The sequence below is a fragment of the Acinetobacter sp. NIPH 817 genome, from assembly GCF_000368405.1.
In the GTDB taxonomy this organism is placed as follows: domain Bacteria; phylum Pseudomonadota; class Gammaproteobacteria; order Pseudomonadales; family Moraxellaceae; genus Acinetobacter.
This window is the reverse complement of sequence record NZ_KB849420.1, coordinates 993,579-1,014,101: the sequence shown is the minus strand read 5'-3', so window position 1 is coordinate 1,014,101 and position 20,523 is coordinate 993,579. Positions and strand designations below refer to the sequence as shown.

Genomic DNA, 20,523 nt, shown 5'->3' with positions numbered 1-20,523 from the left:
CAATCCTTAGCAAAAGTGCCCAACTGTATTTTTTATTTAGGTTGAGCACCTATTTCAATAAATCAGATCAATTTGATTTATTTCACATTCACCGTAATTCCAGTCAGTCCAGTAATGTCTGCACGCATAACATCACCTTTCACTACAGCACCCACGCCTTCTGGAGTTCCTGTAAAAATCAAATCACCTGCTTTTAATTCAAATAACGTAGATAAATTGGCAATCGTTTCGGCCACAGACCAAATTAGGTGACTGACATCGCTGTGCTGTTCGGTTTTACCATTTACCGTTAAATGAATATCGGCACTATTGATTTCACCTGTTTGAGTAATCGGATGAATTGGGCCAACTGGTGCAGAAAAATCAAAAGCCTTACCGATTTCCCATGGGCGACCTTTTTCACGCATTGCCATCTGTAAATCACGGCGGGTCATATCTAAACCGACGGCATAGCCATAGATATAGTTCACTGCCTCCTCAACCGAGACATTTTTGGCATCTTTACCAATTGCAACAACCAACTCGATTTCATAATGAAAATTTGAAGTTTCAGATGGATATGGAATATCAACCGCATCTGTATTTACCGGAACAACTGACTCAAGGTCATTTGGCTTACAAAAGAAAAATGGTGGTTCACGGTCTGGGTCAAAACCCATTTCACGTGCATGAGCAGCATAGTTACGGCCAACACAATACACGCGGCGTACCGGAAATTTATGCGCTGAGCCGTGAATAAATAGACCCGCAGTGGTCATTGGTTCAAAAATAAATGACATATCTAAATTCCTTCTATTACTTTAATCACGACTCAAAATGCATCGGCCTGCTGTTCAGGTGCTGCTTTTTGAAATGCTTCTAAGGTCATGCAATGTTGGTAAATTTCATTAATGTTTGGATAAGCCGATAAATCGACTTTAAAACGCTCGGCAGAAACTACTTGTGGGACTAAATAGGCATCTGCAATGGTCGGTTGATTGCCATAGCAAAACTTTTTGCGATTCTGGTCTTGTTCCAAAATATGCTCTAAAGCAGCAAATCCATCCTGAATCCACTTGGCACACCATGCATTGATTTGTGCATCATCCAGCCCTAAGTTCTGGCGTAAATATTCAAGAACACGCTTGTTGTTTAAGGGGTGAACATCGCATCCAACTAATGCAGCAATGGCACGGACTTTTTCTCGACCTAGTAAATCTGTAGGTAATAAAGCGGGCTTTGGATATTGCTCTTCTAACCATTCAATAATGGCTGGACTTTGCAACAAGTTCTCCGATTCAGTTTCAAGTACCGGTACAAATCCTTGCGGATTTAAAGCTTTAAAAGCAGCTTGATGGTGTTCATTTTTAGCGAGTGAGATATAAATCGCTTCGTAAGCTAAATTCTTTAGGTTCAACACAATGCGAGTCCGATGCGATGTACCGCTGCGGAAAAAGCTATAAAGTTTCATGCCACATTCCCTTGATAGTTTTTCACTGCATCAAGGCAGTTATTGACATTCCAGCCATATAACCATTCCATTGCATCATAAAAGCGTTCAGTAGGACGTCCACGCCACAAGTCGTTGCGAACCAAGCGTTGCACACCTTTTGCATGGTAAATTTTGCCCATTTCGCGTGAAGACAAAACAATGCGTGCTGTACGTGCCACACGTGCTTTTTGATAAATATCAAAAGCTTTTAAAATGTCATGGTCGGTAACACGTAACGCTTCACCTAAAGTTACGGCGTCTTCCATCGCCATACATGCACCTTGCGCCATATATTGCGTGGTTGGATGTGCTGCATCACCAAGTAATGTCACACGTCCAAAAGTCCATGTTTCAATCGGTTCACGGTCTGCGGTTGCCCAGCGGCGCCAGCTTTTAGGTAACTCGATCAATTGACGGGCTTTCGGGCAAATTCCTTGAAAATAAGACAGCACTTCTTCTTTAGAGCCATCGGTTACGCCCCACTGCTCTTGATCACGACTATGGAACGTCACCACAACGTTATATTCCTTTCCACCGCGCAGTGGATAATGCACAAGGTGGCAATTTGGCCCTACCCAAATACTGGCTGCATTCCATTTCAAGTCTTCAGGAAACTCGCTTTCAGGTACTACAGCACGGTAAACCACATGACCTGTAACCAATGCAGGGTCACCAACATAGGTGTCACGCACAACAGATTTAACCCCATCTGCACCAATAAGTGCCTGACCATGATATTGTTTGCCATTTTGATCGGTAATGGTTACGCCAGTATCATCTTGGTCAACTTTTTGAATATGACAATTAGTGATAATTTCCAAGTTGCCGTATTGTTTAGCACCTTCGACCAATGAACCATGAATATCAGCACGGTGAATCACCGCATATGGGTTACCGAAACGTTCACGGAATTTTTCATCAGTTGGAATTTTACCGACCTGATATTCATCAATCGCATCATGCATAACCATATAGTCGGTATAGACCGCCTTACTGCGAGCAATTTCACCAATTCCTAGCGCATCAAAAGCATGAAATGCATTCGGGCCTAATTGAATACCTGCACCAATCTCACCAATTTCAGGGGCTTGTTCAAAAACCTGTATCTTAAAGCCTTGTTTTGCCAAAGCGAGTGCAGCTGCAAATCCGCCAATGCCGCCACCAGCAATTAATATCGGTTGTTGAGTATTTGACATGATTTATATCCTTATAAAATATTCTATTTACTGGCGCTCACGCACAGAGTACAAACCCAGTTTCCGTTGTAAGGGTGCTTCATCTGCAATAAACAAATAACATGGTTGATCTAAGGTATTGATTAAATCAATATGAGAAAAACATGGTGCACATGCTGTATCAGCTTTATCTAAATTGAAATCTTTCTGATCAATTTTGACTTGGAGCTGACCGTCAATCACATGAAAAATTTGGGCAGTAGAGCGCGGTTGGAGCTGTAGCATTTCATTTGGTCTGAGCATTAAAGCTGAGTAACCAATAATATTTTGGCAGTCATCACCAGTTTCAGGATTGATGTAAGTCACCTGAATTGGAGCTTGATGGTTTTTATCATCTGCAAGCGCATGCAAAACTTTTTTGGTTTCTTTCCAAGAGTAGCGCATGATCGGATACGAGGCATTTTCACGGGTAAAATGTGCAGTTGGTACAATGCCCGTTCCATAATGATGAGCATTTCCAGCACTGGTCACTTTTTGGATTTCGCCTGGTTGTACATAAGAAGCCTCCATGTAATAAACCAAAGGTAAATCCAGTACATCTAACCAGATGACAGGCTCATCGCCATCATGTCCATGCTCATGCCAAAGTCCAGATGGTGTAAGGATTAAATCCCCATGCTCCATCATGCATTTTTGACCTTCAACTGTCGTATACGCACCTTCACCTTCAACAATCAGGCGCACTGCATTTGGGGTGTGTCGATGTGATGGCGCCCACTCTTTTGGCAACAAAAGCTGCATGCCAAGATACATGACTGAACTGGCTTTCATATTTTCCAGACCATGTCCGGGATTGGCTAAAACCAATACACGACGCTCAGCTTTTTCAATCGGTGTTAACTCACCTGCTTCGAGCAATAAAGGTTTAATATCCTGAAAATACCAAGCAGTTGCTACGGTCTGCGGCATCGGTTTATGCGGGGGCAATACATTGCGTAAACTTGGCCATAAAGGGACTAAATTTGATTCTTCAAGTTGACCAAGATAACGTTTCGGCAAGTCATCTAACGTTGCTAACTGTTCCATTTCAGATCCTCTATTTAAGGCCAATTTGTACAAGAATGCTTTGTACCTTTACGGCCTATTCTTCCTTGATCATCAATGTAACAATCGAAAATTGTTGAATCCATGCACAAAAAACAATAGTCTGTATTGATAAAATCAATACAAGGAAATTAAAGTGTTTGATCTTGATACACGGCTTTTACAAATTTTCTTTGAAATTTATAAACATAGCAGTGTGTCTAAAGCTGCCGAACAGCTTGAAATTGGACAACCGACTTTAAGTATTGCGTTAAATAAATTACGTGAGCATTTTCAGGACCCACTTTTTGTCCGTATTGAAAATAAAATGCAACCTACTGAGTTATCTAAACAAATATATCCGCTGGTTGTAGAAATTCTGAACCGCCTGAAATTGGTTCAAAACTACAATATTGAATTTGATCCACAGACTTCAAATTATCAATTTAAAATCAGCATGACTGATATTAGCCATCTGGTTTTATTACCTAAACTGATCAATTATTTACGTGCCCATGCACCCAATATTCGCCTAGAAATTGTCCCCATTGATGCCAATACACCACTCATGATGTCAAATGGAGAGATTGATTTAGCCATTGGTTTTTTGCCTCAGCTCGAAGCCGGTTTTTATCAGCAAACGCTTTTCCAGCAACGTTATATTTGCATTGCCAGTAAAGAACATCCGAGGCTTACAGGCACAACGCTTTCAGACCAAGAATTTCGCCAAGAGCTACATGTCGATATTTTTGCAACTGGTGGACACTATGTGCTGGAGCATGAGTTACAAAAACTAGGAGTAAATCGAAATATTCTAGTTCGTTTGCCAAGCTACTTAGGGGTTGGTTTGGTTGTTCAAGACACAGACGCGATTGCAACCATTCCTCATTATTTAAGTCAGGTGCTTTTAGTTAGAGGTGGCTTAAAAGTTTTAGAACCGCCTTATCATTTTCCGACTTATAGCGTAAAGCAGCATTGGCATGCACGAGTTCATCAAACGCCAAGCAACCAATGGTTAAGAAGAGTATGCTTTGAACTTTTTTCTGAATAGAATATTTAAACAGACACCATTAAAAATTGAATAAAACAAAAAGACTTTGCATAGATGAATAAAATCTCACTACACAAAGTCTTTATAAACTCTTTTTTTAATTAATCTAAATTCATGGCAACCGATCTGGTTGCTTTACGCTTTCGCGTTACAAACACCCCGCAAATGACCACCAGCAAAGTTACGCCTAAAGATAAAGTGGTTTCATAACTATAGGTTGGCGATAAGAACATATAACCTAAAACGGTCATAATGACCAAAATCACAAACCACGTTAACCATGGGAACAACCACATTTTAAAAGATATAGCTGCGCCCTCTTTTTCCAATTTATGTCTTAAACGTAATTGTGAAAATGCGATTACAAGATAAACCAGTAATGCGATTGAACCTGTGGTGGATAACAAGAACCCAAAGACTTGCCCAGGAAACATATAGTTCACCGCACAGCAGATCACACCAACTAAAGTCGATAAAAATACGGCGGAAGTCGGTACACCTGCCCTATTAATTTTTGTCACAATACTCGGTGCTTCGTGGCGTGTACCTAAAGCAAATAACATTCGAGATGAGGTATAAACCGCGGCATTCATACAGCTTGCAACCGCAATAAAAACAACAGCATCCATAATCAATTTAGTTTCAGGTACATTTAAACTCATTAATACAAACTGAAAGGTGCCGAATTTTTGTAAGTCTGGTGAACGCCAATCGACCAAAGCAACCGCAAGAAAAATCGAAACAACAAAGAATAAAATAATTCGATAAAGCACTAAATTGGTTGCACGTTTAATTTTTTCTTCCGGATTTTTAGATTCTGCCGCTGCAATAGAAAGAATTTCTATTCCAAAAAATGAAAATGCCGAGATTAAAATGGCTGACAAAACACCGCCCATTCCGTGTGGCATAAATCCACCATTTGAAAATAGGTTACCAACACCACTGACATTTTTGGCTAAAGGCCACATTCCAAATACAGCCATTGCTCCAATGATAATAAACACTACAATCGCAATAACTTTAATGAGTGCAAACCAAAACTCAAATTCACCAAAACTTTTGGTACTAAAGAAGTTTGCTAGACTGAGTAAAATAATAAAGGCAAACGCATAAACGGCACTAGAAATCTGCGGGAACCAAGCGTGTAAAATTTCAGCTCCAGCAATGGCTTCAATGGGAATCACCAACACCCAAAACCACCAATATAACCATCCAATGGTAAACCCTGCCCAAGGGCCAATTGCTTTACGGGCATATGTAGAAAATGAACCTGTATCAGGTTGCGCTACCGCCATTTCACCCAACATGCGCATGACCAGAAAAACTAAAATACTTGTAATTATATAAGCGAGTACGGCAGCAGGCCCTGCTTTTGCAATTGCCGCAGAAGAGCCTACAAATAAACCTGCACCAATAACACCACCAATACTAATCATGGTGACATGTCGATTAGAAAGTCCTTCACTTAATTTTATTGTTTTATCATTGTTCATATTCGATTCCTTCAAATTGACAAACTGATTTTATAACCGTCTTAAAAATGTACTTCTCCAACTTGTACGAAACAAAAAAGGGAAAATCAGAGTTTTCCCTTTTTATTAATTAATTTAATGTAGGCATAGCAAATTGTTTGGCTTCACGAAGCTGAGTTGAAGGCCAACGTTGGGTAATGGTTTTACGGCGTGTATAAAAACGCACACCATCTGGGCCATACGCATATAAATCACCGAACAACGAACGCTTCCAACCACCAAAGCTATGATATGCAACTGGTACAGGTAATGGCACATTGACCCCAACCATACCAACTTGAATATTGCTCGTAAAATAACGTGCAGCCTCGCCATCACGAGTGTAAATACACGTTCCATTACCATATTCATGGTCATTAATGAGTTGCATTGCATCTTGCATGGTTTGTACACGAATGACCTGTAAAACAGGACCAAATATTTCTTGCTGGTAACTTGTCATGTCTTGCGAAACTTGATCAATTAAAGTTGGCCCGACAAAAAAACCTTTTTCATAACCTTCGGGTTTTGCATCGCGACCATCTACAACAATTTTAGCACCTTGTTGCTCTGTACTTTGAATAAAAGCTTGTACTTTGTCTTTATGTGCTTGTGTAATGAGCGGTCCGAAGTCATTACGCTCATCTGCATAGTGCCCAAACTTTAATTGCTTCATTTCTTGTTTTAATTTTTCGATCACAACATCAGCAACTTCATCTCCAATAGCAACTGCGACTGATAACGCCATACAACGTTCACCAGATGAGCCAAATGCAGCACCTAACAAAGAAGTCACGACATTATCAATATCGGCATCAGGCATAATAATCGCATGGTTCTTTGCTCCGCCTAAAGCTTGGCAGCGCTTACCATTCGCCGTTGCCGTACGGTATATGTACTCTGCAATAGGCGTTGACCCTACAAAACTAACTGCTTGAACTTTTGGATGATGAAGCAACGTATCAACTGCTTCTTTATCACCATTTACAACACTAAAAACACCATCAGGCAATCCAGCTTGTTTTAAAAGCTCCGCTAAAAATAAAGCGGCAGAAGGCGCTTTTTCCGAAGGTTTTAAAATAAAACAGTTACCGCAAACAATTGCCATCGGGAACATCCACAACGGAACCATTGCAGGAAAGTTAAAAGGCGTAATACCTGCAACCACACCTAGCGGTTGAAATTCGCTCCATGAATCAATATCTGGACCCACATTTTTTGAATATTCGCCTTTTAAAAACTCAGGCGCACCACATGCATATTCAACGTTTTCAATCCCACGTTGTAATTCACCTTTGGCATCATGGCAAATTTTTCCGTGTTCCTCACCAATCAGCTGGCAAAGCTTGTCAGCATTTTCTTCAAGTAGTTGCTTAAATTTAAACATGACACGCGCACGTTTAATAACTGGTGTATCACGCCATGCTGGAAAAGCTTGCTCTGCAATTTTAATGACTTGATTGACCAGCTCTGCATCTGCAAGTGCAACTTCTTTTGTACTCTCACCTGTCGCTGGGTTATAAACAGGCTGTTTCTTGGTGGTTTTAGTGACGAGTCCACCATCAATAAAATGCCCTACCACTTTAACGGTTTGCTGGCTTGAATCGGTGTCTGTGTTGGCAATTGTGTTGCTGTCAAAATTCTCTAAAGTGTTCATCTTTATTCCTTGTGTATTTTCATCTTTTCCAATTAAGTTTTAAATCGATCAATGTTATTTCACTTGATAAATTGCTTCACCAACGGCATTCATGAGTCGTTGTAACTCTGCCTCTGTGCTATTAAACATTGGTCCAAACTGAAGGGTATCTCCGCCAAAACGCACATAAAAACCTGCTTTCCAGAGCTGCATACCAATTTCAAAACCACGAATCGTCGCATCGCCATCACGCGGTGCTAATTGCACAGCACCAATCAGCCCGCAGTTGCGTATATCGATAATATTTGGAGCGCCTTTTAATTCATGTAAAAGTTTTTCAAAGCTTGGAGCCAAAGCTGCCGACTGATGAATTAAATTTTTCTTCTCTAAAACATCGAGCGTCGCTAAAGCCGCAGCACAAGCAACTGGATGTGCAGAATAGGTATAGCCATGGGTAAACTCAACCGCATGTTCTGGCAAATCTTGCTGCATAAAGGCATCATAAATTTCATGGCTTGCCACTACGCCACCCAGTGGAATAGCGCCGTTGGTAATTTGTTTGGCAAAATTTAAAATATCTGGTGTAACGTCAAAATATTCTGAAGCCGTCCAAGTCCCCATTCGCCCAAAACCAGTAATGACTTCATCAAAAATAAGTAAGATATCGTGTTGATCGCAGATTTCTCTCAAGCGTTTTAAATAACCAGTCGGCGGCACAATACAACCTGCCGAACCTGACACTGGCTCTACAATAACGGCAGCAATATTCGAAGCATCATGTAGCTCAATTAACTTAAGCATCTCATTGGCAAGTTCTACCCCACCTGTTTCTGCACAGCCTTTGGTAAAACTTAAATCGGGCTGCAAGGTATGCGGTAAGTGGTCTACATCCATAAGCTGACCAAACATTTTTCGGTTGCCACCGATACCACCAAGACTTGTCCCCGCAACGTTTACACCATGGTAGCCACGGGCACGTCCAATCAGTTTGGTTTTACTTGGTTTGCCTTTAATTCGCCAATAGGCACGCGCCATTTTAATTGCGGTGTCGGCAGACTCTGAACCCGAGTCGGTAAAGAACACATGCTGCAATTTTTCAGGCATAAGTTGAATAATTCGTTCAGCCAATTGAAACGACAATGGATGACCAAACTGAAATGCCGGTGAGTAATCCAACTTTGACAACTGAGTACTTACGGCTTGCTGAATTTCAGGAAGCGTATGCCCAGCACCACAGGTCCAAAGCCCTGATAATGAGTCGTAGACTTCACGGCCAGTACTATCAATTAAATATGATCCTTTCGCACTAACAATCATGCGCGGATCTTTATGGAAATTGCGATTTGCAGAAAATGGCATCCAATGCGCTTGATAATTTAAGCTCATCTGAGCATTTGATTGAACAGTTTCCGATGCAGAATCGCCATCAGTTAATTTGTCGATATCAAACATAATCACTCTTCTTGTTTTGTGGTTATTTTTTGAGTGTACATAGCACTATAGTTTTGATAAATTCAAATTATCTTGAGTTTAGATTTAAAAAAACAAAACTAAATGAAACCTAAAAAATTAAATCAAGTCACTGATTTTGATATTAAATTACTTAAAGTATTTAAAACGGTTTGTGACTGTCACAGTTTTACGTCTGCCGAAAGTATTCTTGGTATTAGCCGTTCTGCGATTAGTTTGCATATGAGTGATTTAGAAAATCGTCTGGGCATTCGGCTATGTCAACGTGGCCGCGCAGGGTTTGCATTGACTGATGAAGGACGTGAAATTTTAGAATATATAGAAGTGCTTACCGCTTCTATCGAAGACTTTCGCTCCAAAGTCAATCAAATGCATAACCGTCTAAAGGGTGAATTTAATATAGGTATTATTAATAACCTCGTGACCATGCCAAGTGGCTACATTACCAATACGCTGGCACAACTTGCCGAAGAACATTCTGAAGTGCTTATTAACATTAGCATGAGCACACTTTCAGATATTGAGTGCCGTGTATTAGATAACCGTTTACATGCAGGAGCAATTCCCCTTGTGACTCCGCTGTCTGGCCTAGACTATTTTGATTTATATAGCGAAAGTTCATTTTTGTACTGCGGTAAAAACCATCCCTTGTTTGGCAAATGTAGCAAGATGGAACTAGATGAATTAAAAAAATGGCAAGCTGTACTTCCTAATTATGCAATAACACCAGAAGCGGCAAAGTTGCACCAGCTTTTAGACTGTAAAGCGACAGCCAGTGACCGTGAAGGAATTGCATTTTTGATTTTAACTGGAAAATTCTTAGGTTTTTTGCCTGACCATTATGCAAAAAAATGGGTTGAAGATGATTTTATGCAAGCTGTTTCAAAGGAAAAAATGCATTACAGTACACCTATTTGCTTAATTACTCACAAAGGCAAAAACCACAATATTATTTTAAAAACTTTTATGGAAATGCTCGAGAAGCGAATCGTTGGGGGTTAGGAATATTTTATATTAATAGAGCTTTTCTATTAATTCATGGAAGTATAATATAGAACTTATTAAGAATAAGTTACTATTTTATAGGACGAAGCCCATTTAAAATGGGCCATCATTAATTAGAGTAATATATATATTAATACATCTACAGTTTCGGAAGTTAAGAGTAAAGGTATTTTAAATAAAGTACTGAACCAGCATTTAAAATGATGTTCAAAAACATAACAACTTATTCAAAATACCAATTCTAAAATAGATCTAGAGATCGTTAAATTTAAACGATCTCTATGAATTACAAAAGCTCACTCTATGTATTAACTTTGAATACATTTATTTGTTCTATGACATGGTCACAATAAGTGTCTGAATATTCAACTAAATAGTCAGTTTTCAATGCTACACCTTTAATTAAAACAGGTTCCTCTTCATCACTATCACTATCACTATCACTATCACTATCTATTAGATAATGCATATCAGCATAAAAGAAAAATTTAAATTTCTCATGAAGCTTACTTAAGCTATTACCAATATAAAATTCTTTAAAAAGTGCACCTTTATAGCCTGGATATAACTGGATGGACTCTAGTTCAGAATTATCTCCATTAAAGACTAATACTACTGAATCCTGCCAATAACAATAGTTAAAGTTATACTGAGTTTGAGTGATTTCATTAAATACTCTTTGTTCATAGATCCTCCAGATACTATCAGAATGCATTTTGTTCAAATAATCATTAATAAATAGATGTTCAGCTTGCTCTAAGAAGTCAATATAACGCATTCCCAAGCTAAAGCCAGCAGCACCTTTATTTGGGTTAATTGGTGCATATAGATCAGGAATTAATTTCATTTCCAAATTTCCCATTTACCATTCTCATATTTCAATTTTTGTCCATTTGGATTTAGATAAATCTGATTTGATGTGATAGTTCCTGGTTTAAAACTCTTATTTGGATCAATAATTCTAAACTGAGTTCCATCATTCATAACTATTTTATAATATCTAACCCCATCACTGGAATGTGTACCACCACCAGGATGATATTCAAACTCTTTGATACCCGTTGCACTATTTTTAACACTATAAACTTGGGCTAATCCAGAAGTACTTGATTTAGGAGGTACTAATGTAAGTACTGCACCATCCATTTCAAATGAATATTTAATATCCTGAATAGTTTTCCCCCATATATTTGCTGGTTGAATTTCCATATTGCGAGGTATATTTGCTAATTTAGCTAAATCTTCTCTCAACCCTAATCTTGCAGTAGCAGATGCTGCCGAAGCTGGGGCAGCTGCTCTAATTCCTTTTAAAAGATCATTACCTTTACCAATTTGATATACGCTGAATTATCAGGAGACTTTCCCTTGGGAGATTCTAGGCAGCCAACTTATAAAAGTCTTCGGCCATTTGATTTGGTGTCTTAAAACCCAAACCCTTTTGAATTCTTCGATGATTATAAAATAATTCAATGTATTTTATAATATCTGCTTTGGCTTCTTCTCTGGTTTGATAGTTGTAATGATGCACTAACTCATTTTTCAGTATTCCCCAAAAGCTTTCAATCGGTGCATTATCGTAACAGTCTCCGCGCTTGCTCATTGAACCTTGAAAACCATATTGCTCAAGTATATTTCGATATTCATGGCTGCAATATTGACTTCCTCTGTCTGAATGCACAATCAGTTCTTTGGTTGGTTTTTGATTGTGAATAGCCATATTTAGCGCATTACAAACAAGCTGTGTTGTCATGCGCTCATTTAAGCTATAGCCAACCACTTGCTTCGTGTAAAGGTCTTTTACCGCTGCTAAGTACAGCCATCCTTCAACAGTCCATATGTACGTAATATCACTTGACCATGCTTGATTTGGTCTAGTCATTGAGAATTGTTGCTCCAGCAGGTTTTCATAGATCGCTCGATTATGGTCACTATTCGTAGTCCTTTTAAAACGCTTGTGTCGCTTACAATACAGGTGGTTCAGCGCTTTTATCTGACGTACAGCGTACATACTCATTTTTATGCCCTGAGCTTGTAAGTATTTGGTTAATCGAATATAACCATAGCTCTGCTTTGTCTCCTCATGGGCTATTTTCACCAATATCGTCTGTTGATTTCGTTGAATCGTTCTTTTGCTCACGCCTCTCTTGAGCCAATCATAAAAACATGAAACTGAAACATGAAGTAATCGAGCCATTAAGGTAATTGGAAAAGAATATCTTTTTTGTTTCATATAGGCGTACCTTACTGACTTTCTTTGGCAAAGTACGCTGCTGCCTTTTTTAAAAATTCACGTTCCATTTCAGCTATTTTGAGCTGTTGTTTGAGTTTTTTATTTTCTTCGAGTAGAGCGTTTAGATCAGGTGAATACTGTTTTGTACCTGCTAAAGTTCCAGCCTTTGCTTTGGTATTCCAATTTGAAAGAGTTTGCATTGAAATGCTAAGTTGTCTGGCTGTTTCCGAGACATTGCCTTGATTGGCTTCAATTAATTTGATGGCTTCAGCTTTAAATTCTGTGGTGTAAGTCTTGTGTTTCTTGCTCATGGTAAACTCCTGATGAGTGTGTTTAGTTTACCAAGTTAAAACCTCCTGTTTTTTCAGCACACATCAATTGCTTTCCCTGCCCCAGGGATAACATCTAGAATATTTGTGGGAAATAAAGTTTCATTCAAAGCATATAAGGTACCAAATGTAACCATTTCTGCTTGTGACAATCCACCAGAATCTGCTTTTTTTAATAAATATTCGGCTATTTGAGTTTGGGCATTTTTTAAAGCACTTATGTCACCTTTAGCGATTCCTCTACTAACTGCATCTAACGCTTGTCCACCCTTTTCTCCCATATATCCTTTTGCTTGGTCCAATAGCTCTTTAACTTTCTTTTCATTAAAAGCATTATTTGTTAAGGCTATATTTGCAGAGTTAGATGCAACATTTACATTATATCCAGCATAAGCAGCGATAACGCCTGAGGTTAGTTGTCCAACCATTAATATTTTTTCTTTTTCTTCTTCTGTATACAGCAAACCACTTGAAGGAGGGATAAAACCTGCAACAATTTCACCAACAGCTCCGCCAATAGCACCAGCTTGGCATTGTCCTTGAATTGCTCCTGCAATACATCCTGCTAAAGCATGCGCTAACTTATGAGCAATGTAATTAATATCTTCTAGCCCTTTAATATTTTGTGCCATCTGTCCTTGTAATGCACCAGCTAAACCAGATAATAAAGCAACTTTAAGGTTTTCCTCTAAGTCTCCTCCATTAATAGCAGTTTGTACTAATGTAGAACTGACTGAGGTAGTAAAGTTGTTTACCAATCTATCTGAGAAAACAGTACTATCTGGTTTTAAATTTAGAGCTGTACTAACTTGACTTAATAAACCTGCTGTAACAACTGAAGCCGCCAAATTCTTAATTGAGTCTTTACTTCCTAATTCTTTAAGTGTTTTTCCTATATTTCCACCATTATTGATTAAGCTCACACTTGCTTGAGTAGCTAAAGATGTCAATGCTGCCTGTGTCATAGCAATAGCAGATCCACCTAAAGTAGCCGCAGATCCCCCCAAAGCACCCACGACTGCTGCCCCGGCTCCTGCAGTAACCATTGTTACTACAATCGCGATAATCGCAGCCCCTGCTCCTGTTAAACCTTGTGATTTATAGTCCCAGTCTTTTTGAGTTAATAAAACCATTTGCCAATCTACATCTTTTCGATTAACAAACTCTTTTAAATATTCATTCCCAGGCTGTTTAGATAACTCAAGAATTGCATCACGTAGCTCTACCTTATTAGCATCTTTTTCACTAATTGGAACTTGTACACTTAAACCACCTGCCGCTTTAAATGTAGGTAGAACTGGACCGTTAAAACTCGGTAATTGAGCAGTTTCAGTAATTGAGCCTTTATCCTGCATAGCCTGCCAAGCTAATGAGCTTTTTTCTTTTTTTAAGAGCTCTGTAATAGATGTCTTTGCGGCTATTAACTCAAGCGTTCCTCCTGTTTCAATCGTTGCATCTTTTAAATATTCAAACTCTGTTCCAACAAGCTTAGTATCAAAGCCTGATTTAGTTCCAATATAGTCTGCTTTTAAAGTTGCAGGTAATTCGCTAATCTGTGTTCGTGTTGTATTAGTTGTAGTTTTTGAGGAAGCTAAAAGTGAGATAAGTTTAGAATATGAGGTTTTCTTTGTAACATCTACTGTACTGCTAGAAGATTCTTCCACAGTGTAAAAGTTAAGATTTCCCCCAGATTTAATCGAAACTGTTCCACCCTCAGCAGTAAAACGCCCAGAATAAATATCAATATTATTATCTGGAGTTTGAGCAGCTACTGACGGATCTAGTTTTTTCGTTTCAATAGAAATATTCTTTGCAGAAATATCAACTGAAGCTGCATTGGTGTCATTATTTTCAGAAACAGTCGTAATGTACTTTTTCTTTAAACCACCCCATGATTTTTTCTTTTCAGTCGTGGTGGTCAGATCATAGCTTTGCTCAATAGCTGCATCAAATAAAATACTTTTATTTGATTCTATTTTTACGTCACCATTTTTTGAAGTAATACCAGTAGCTTGTAAAACCAAATTATCATCTTTAGTTTTACCTACTGTTCTTATAGTAACTCCTTTATCACCATTAATAATGGTAGGGCTGACTAGTGTTCTGAAGCTATAATTTCCTTCACCTTCAGTACCTTTACTATAAAAATCTGTATGACCATCAATAATAATACTTGCATTTAATGATTTTGGTGGCTGATTAGCCCCACTAGTAATTGAAGATTTATACTGTTCGGCTAAAACTCCACTTGCTTCCAAATTAACTTGTCCCGATTGAGCAGAAATATTTCCTCCACTTATAGATAAACCTTTAGCAGAAGTAATGTTTACGTTTCCTAATATTGAAGTTAATTCAGCTTCAGAATGTTCAGATCCATTTATATTACTATTAAAGTAACTTATTTTATTTTCTAGATCAGTTATCAATAATTTTATTTTATTTGATGGACCATTTATTTCTGGATATTTCTGCTCTAATAATTTTTTTCTCTCCATTGCAAAGCCTATCATCTGACGGCCTTGCTGAAAGTTAAAATCTCTCATGACCTCCATACCTTCTTCAAAAAATTTATGAATTTCTTTTAATTCATCTGCATACTTCTTATAATTTTCTTTACTTTCTATATTTTTTTGCTCATTTTCTAATTCTCTTTTCAAAATTTCTAATTCTTCGTTAGAATTCTTCAACTGCTTATCAGATATAATATTATTTAATTTATTTTTTATTCCATCAATCAGCACATCATCTTTACTTGAAACAATCTTAATATCTTTTTGTGCTGTTAACTGTGAACCTTGAATATCAACTTTAGCACCTTCTAAATTGATAACACCATTTGCTGTATCCAACTTAACAACTTGTTCTGATCCATTACCGGTTGTTCCACCATAGCCTTTTAAAGTCAAAGTGCCATTTTTAGATACAAGCTCAATATCACCTACCGCCTTTAGACTATAAACTTTTGGGTCAATCGTTAAGTTAGAATTGGTTTGAATTGTTAGGTCACCATTTAAACTATTTAACTTTGTATCATTCTTGAGTAAATCACTTCCGACCGCATTTAAGTTCAATCCAGTCTGACCTGCAATAAAACCACCCGCCTCTAATAAAACCGCTCCGCCCGTTAAATTTGTATTTTGTAATACTTGGTTTCCTGTAGCCGTTACAGAGGTCACCCCTTTAGATGTTAGGTTGGTGACTTTATCCGCAATCCATTTGGTCGCTGGCGTATACTCAGCATTGCTATAAACCGTACGACCAGAGCTTACCGCCAGATGCTGGTCTGATGTAGCATTCACCCCCTGTAAAGTCAGTAAATCTTTTGCATAGAGTTCGGTATTACCTTTTGACGTTAATACGCTATCGATAATTGTACTCATGCCCGCTCTACTATTGATCGCAAGTTTACCAACCGTAGAGCTGAGGTCTGTATTTTGGATTTTAATATCGGATTTACTATTTTCTATCGAAACAGTTTGTCCCTTTAGAACATTATTTACCGTTTTAAATCGACCCGTATCCCCAGTAACAACTACATCGGTATTAGCCTTTAGATTGATTCCATTATTACTCGAAACTAATATATCGCCCTGATTTGCATTAACTTGTACCGATTGCAAGTTAACGGTGCCATCACCAATCGAGCCAAGCGTTACCCCTTTTGAACCACTAATAACAGACTGATCAGTTGTTAGTTCATCTTTATCAGCCGAAGGCATCGCCTTGGTTATCTGGGTCGAGTTTAAATTTATATTTTTATTCGCGAGTATAGAAATCTTTCCAGCCGAAGATGTAGCCTTTAAGCTATTTGCAGTAATTCCACCAGCAAGTGCGGTTAGATTAATATCACCTTGAGCCTTGAGTGCCTGACTTAAAACAAGATCAGCAATTTCAGAACTCACGTCGATATTCTTTTGTGAAGTCAGTGCACTATTGAGTGCTATTTGATTGGCATGGAGTTGAATGCTGTCTTTATTGGAAATTTCTTTTGCTGTAACGGTTAAATTATTGGCTGCATCAAGCTGAACCAGACCTGTAATAAGAGGAAGTGCTTTGTCAGCATTGTTCCAGACCAGATCACGTCCACTGTAGGCTTTAATGTTTTTAACACGTGTTGCAGCATTTTCAAGTGAAAATCCAAGATTCTTTAGATTTAGATCTCCTGAACTATACAGGTTTAAATCTTTACCCGCATAAATCGTCCCACCTTGAAGATCAATCAGGTTTTGGGTATTAGCCGAATTTGCTTGTAGATTGATTGAACCTAAAGATGCCTGTATATGGTTCTCTGTAAGTGATAACTTACCGTTACTTAAAACATTTAAATCTTTGGCAGCAATCAGTTTTGCGCCTTTTGCTGCAACCAAATCTTTTTGTACCTGTATGGTTGCTGTACCACGGTTACTTTTGAGTTCTGATCCAGCGGCAAGATTGATATTCGCAGCATCAATATAGACATCTCCACCTTGTGAGTCATCCATAATGCGGGTATCTGCCGCTAAATTGATATTACCTTTGGCATTAACGATTAAAGGTGAGGAAGCCACGCTACCGACATTAATAATAATTTCTTTAGCATTTACATTCAGGTTATTACCTGAATCGATATTTAGCATGCTATTACTGTTAATACTGCCTGATGAGTTGATATCGGCAGCTGCACCCGTACCTGTTGTTTGTATGTTCACTAAACCTTGGGTTTTACTGGTCGAACTGATGGTGCCACTGTGTTCAATTTTTCCGGCACTGGTAATCACCAGATTATTGACTGCCTGAATAGTCCCCGCGTTAGTCACGCCCAAACCTTTTTCAGTCCCCATCAGATAGATATTATTAGCATACATCCCACCCAACGCTTTAACATCTACAGCCAATGTCGGTGCAGTTCCTGTGCCTGTTTTAGCTGTAACATCCTGCAAATCTGCACTGACATTATTTGCCCCAGCAATCACCTGAATATCATTTTTGGCACGTAGTTCAGCACTAAGCTCTAATGCACGCGCATAGAGGTCCACATAATTGGCATCGTTATTATTTCCACCTAGTCCAAATTTAGAATTAGGGTTTGCTGAAACCGTAATTTTTCCTTGGTCAACCGTAAACTGCTTAATACTGCCATCAGCATTTAACTGAGGTTTACCTGTAGTAAAAATTGCCTTGTTGGCATTAATAAAGCCGCCACCTTTAATACTAATACCAGACGGGTTGGCAATAATCACATCTGCCATTTGCCCTGCAACTTCCAAGTTCCCTTCAAAGCGTGAAGCCGCTGACGAATTTACTTCATTTAAAATAACTCGCGCTTCGCCTGTAGCTAAAAATGGGTTGGCTGCAACGTTTCCTACTGTTTGTGTTGTAGCCCCTTGGCGGCTGTTATTCAGGACGGCACCTTCAGCCAGTACATCAAACTGTTTATAAATATTATGGGATATCCCATTTTTGGGAGTTTGAATATTGACTACCGGAACAACTGTACCAGCCGAGTTCTTACCAGCACCAATCACTGCTCTATTCGCAGCATTTGCTGCACTATCCGCTACAATACCCGCATAGACAGGTGCTAAAGGCATCCACAAACTTATACTGGCAACCAATGCTTTCACTTGCCAGAGTTGGTGAAATGCCTGAAATTCAGTGTTATTAATATTGCTCTGGGTACTTGCTTCACTTTGGCCTGATGCCTTGGTTTGGCTCCGTACATTTTCAGCCACAGCCACAAACATTTGACGTGCTTTGCTATAAATAATGCGATAACTATTCTTGTTCATGAATAAAGTCTTTTCTAAAGTAAATTAATAAGAAAGGTTGATACTAAAACCGGTAACCCAGTCTTTTTTTATGCTGTCAGGTGCAATCAGTCCCCGACCTGTAAAGGCATCCAGATAAAAACTATTTTGATAGGTGCGTAGCCCTAAAACACTCCCGAGTAAATAACGCTGGCCCGGTATGCTATTACGCCCATTGACCCAGCCCTGATCGACTGCCATATAAAACTGGGTATTAGGAATTGGTGCATTCAAGCTGATTTCTTGTTGTACATACTGTCCGTTATCTCCGGAGAGCATGAGTTCACCGTCAAAACCACGCACGCTATAGCGCCCGCCAATATAAAAGCGGTCATTCGGTACTAAAATTTTCGGTGCATATTGTCCACGCCAGTTAAGGCGGTACTGAGCAGGTTTTTCGAGCAAAAGGAATGGTGCGCTAAAACGTAAATCGGCACTTAAAAGTGGCGCACGGGAGTAACCTTCAACAGGAAGATGTTTTCCCTCAATATTGGTAATATTTTCTTCTGGTGCAGTTCGGGCACCTACTCCCATCCCACGACGGTAATCGATGCTGCCGTCTAATACTGCATTTCCTAAATATTGACGATGCTGAAACCCTAAATTCCAGCCTGAGGTTCTACGGTGTAAGACATTAATCTCAACATCATCAATAAAACTTTGGCTTTCCTTATGATAAAGTTTTCCATACAGACTAGTTTTATGCTGCCCGCTACGGCTAATCACACGAGACAAATTCAGGTTGGCTTGTTGGCTGTTACCATGGTAAAGCAGTGGACCATTCGCACCTAAGACTGTTTGCTTATATTGATAGTCATTGTAGCTAAGACCTAAATCATAATAACCAACAGGCAATTGATAACTAACAAAATAACTTCGGTTTAAGTCTTCATGAAAGTCATCTAATGAGTGACTCACATTTAACGATAAAATATCATTTAGATGAAACGGGTTATTGACACCTATCCCGATGTTTCCCATATAGGTACCGGTATCCTGATTACCCGAATCATCTACACTTAAATTGAAGTTAACTTTTTGTAGTGGCTGAAGTTTAAGTATTAAATCGCTATAGCCCGTTAATTCTTTATCTTGACTATTTGCAGGCGCAATTTGCATATCTACTGTGTAGACACGTTTGAGATTTTCCAGCCCCTGATCAAGCCTTTTTAGATTTACAATGTCGCCCGCTTTAAAGGGCAAGCCTGTCTTAAGCTGTAATGAGGAAATTTTACCTTCCTGAATTATGATTTTATTCAGGCGACCAATTTGCACACTCAGGTTTAAATTACCCGGATTTAAGTCTTGCGGACTCACGATAATTTGACTGGTAATAAAACCCTTTTTTAAAAGTTCGTTTTGGGCATAGTTCACGATGTTATGTAAACTTTGGGTTCCAATACATTTACCCAAAACATTCTGTGGGTGTTTTTTTATAGCTTTAACCACAAAGTTAAATTGCTGTAGTTCAGACTCAGACTGATCATTTAAAGGGACAAAACTAATTTTTTTAACCGCTACACATGGGCTCTCTTCAACAACCAGATGCTTAAAATCCTGTAATGGCTTGGTGTTTTGGTAAGGAGTTTGCTGGGCAAGCTGGTCTTGTATTTGCTGGTTAAGCTCTTTTAAACGCTGATCTTGAAGCACCTGACTCGGTAAAGAAACATCTTCAATGGCATAGACATATTGGTGAAAACCCGCAAAAAGAATAAGGGAAGAAGTTATAAATTTTTTAGTTAACATCTCATATACAGAATTGTACGTATAGTCACA

General features: G+C 38.7%; 13 protein-coding genes and 1 pseudogene. 2 read left to right on the top strand and 12 right to left on the bottom strand.

Features of this window, described 5'->3' with window-relative positions; translation table 11 throughout:
- Positions 1-77 precede the first annotated feature (77 nt).
- From F968_RS08500 to F968_RS08485, 4 genes are read right to left on the bottom strand one after another with little or no spacing between them, the layout of a single operon-like run.
- A complete protein-coding gene (locus tag F968_RS08500) occupies positions 78-779 on the bottom strand; it encodes a fumarylacetoacetate hydrolase family protein (RefSeq protein WP_004792190.1) in 702 nt (233 codons plus the stop codon).
- A 32-nt stretch (positions 780-811) separates the two neighbouring features.
- Positions 812-1,450 (bottom strand): maleylacetoacetate isomerase, encoded by a 639-nt coding sequence (gene maiA / locus F968_RS08495; protein WP_004792188.1) that lies wholly within the window; start codon positions 1,448-1,450, stop codon positions 812-814.
- Complete coding sequence (locus F968_RS08490) at positions 1,447-2,667, bottom strand: 3-hydroxybenzoate 6-monooxygenase (RefSeq protein WP_004792186.1); 1,221 nt, start codon at positions 2,665-2,667, stop codon at positions 1,447-1,449. Before F968_RS08490 ends, maiA begins: the two co-directional genes overlap by 4 nt.
- A 27-nt stretch (positions 2,668-2,694) precedes the next feature.
- Positions 2,695-3,732 (bottom strand): cupin domain-containing protein, encoded by a 1,038-nt coding sequence (locus F968_RS08485; protein ID WP_004792183.1) that lies wholly within the window; start codon positions 3,730-3,732, stop codon positions 2,695-2,697.
- 154 nt (positions 3,733-3,886) lie between these two features.
- Between F968_RS08485 and F968_RS08480 the strand changes: the two genes are divergently transcribed.
- Positions 3,887-4,780 (top strand): LysR family transcriptional regulator, encoded by an 894-nt coding sequence (locus F968_RS08480; protein WP_004792181.1) that lies wholly within the window; start codon positions 3,887-3,889, stop codon positions 4,778-4,780.
- Positions 4,781-4,881: 101 nt separating this feature from the next.
- Here F968_RS08480 and F968_RS08475 read toward each other — a convergent pair whose 3' ends face one another.
- The 3 genes from F968_RS08475 to F968_RS08465 form a co-directional block, all read right to left on the bottom strand.
- A complete protein-coding gene (locus F968_RS08475; RefSeq protein ID WP_004792180.1) occupies positions 4,882-6,273 on the bottom strand; it encodes an amino acid permease in 1,392 nt (463 codons plus the stop codon).
- Positions 6,274-6,382: 109 nt separating this feature from the next.
- Positions 6,383-7,948 (bottom strand): CoA-acylating methylmalonate-semialdehyde dehydrogenase, encoded by a 1,566-nt coding sequence (locus F968_RS08470; protein ID WP_004792178.1) that lies wholly within the window; start codon positions 7,946-7,948, stop codon positions 6,383-6,385.
- A gap of 54 nt (positions 7,949-8,002) precedes the next feature.
- Positions 8,003-9,385, bottom strand: coding sequence for an omega-aminotransferase AptA (locus F968_RS08465; RefSeq protein ID WP_085944188.1), 1,383 nt, complete (start codon positions 9,383-9,385; stop codon positions 8,003-8,005).
- Between the two features lie 96 nt (positions 9,386-9,481).
- Between F968_RS08465 and F968_RS08460 the strand changes: the two genes are divergently transcribed.
- A complete protein-coding gene (locus F968_RS08460; protein ID WP_004792175.1) occupies positions 9,482-10,399 on the top strand; it encodes a LysR family transcriptional regulator in 918 nt (305 codons plus the stop codon).
- A 304-nt stretch (positions 10,400-10,703) separates the two neighbouring features.
- On the opposite strand, the gene F968_RS08455 is transcribed toward F968_RS08460, so the two are convergent.
- From F968_RS08455 to F968_RS08430, 5 genes and pseudogenes are all read right to left on the bottom strand, one after another.
- Positions 10,704-11,249: a hypothetical protein gene (locus F968_RS08455; RefSeq protein ID WP_034596599.1), complete on the bottom strand. Its 546-nt coding sequence runs from the start codon at positions 11,247-11,249 to the stop codon at positions 10,704-10,706.
- Positions 11,246-11,734 (bottom strand): annotated as a pseudogene (locus F968_RS08450) (hypothetical protein); the annotation flags it as partial. The pseudogene F968_RS08450 and the gene F968_RS08455, both read right to left, overlap by 4 nt.
- Positions 11,735-11,777: 43 nt before the next feature.
- Positions 11,778-12,943, bottom strand: a protein-coding gene (locus tag F968_RS08445; protein ID WP_085942227.1) for an IS3-like element ISAba22 family transposase whose coding sequence is annotated in 2 segments (ribosomal slippage) — positions 11,778-12,685 and positions 12,685-12,943 — 1,167 coding nt in all. Because the reading frame shifts where the segments join, the coding sequence is not laid out codon by codon here.
- A 53-nt stretch (positions 12,944-12,996) separates the two neighbouring features.
- Positions 12,997-18,729 (bottom strand): two-partner secretion domain-containing protein, encoded by a 5,733-nt coding sequence (locus tag F968_RS08435; RefSeq protein WP_004792169.1) that lies wholly within the window; start codon positions 18,727-18,729, stop codon positions 12,997-12,999.
- A 24-nt stretch (positions 18,730-18,753) separates the two neighbouring features.
- Complete coding sequence (locus F968_RS08430; protein ID WP_004793839.1) at positions 18,754-20,493, bottom strand: ShlB/FhaC/HecB family hemolysin secretion/activation protein; 1,740 nt, start codon at positions 20,491-20,493, stop codon at positions 18,754-18,756.
- Positions 20,494-20,523 lie beyond the last annotated feature (30 nt).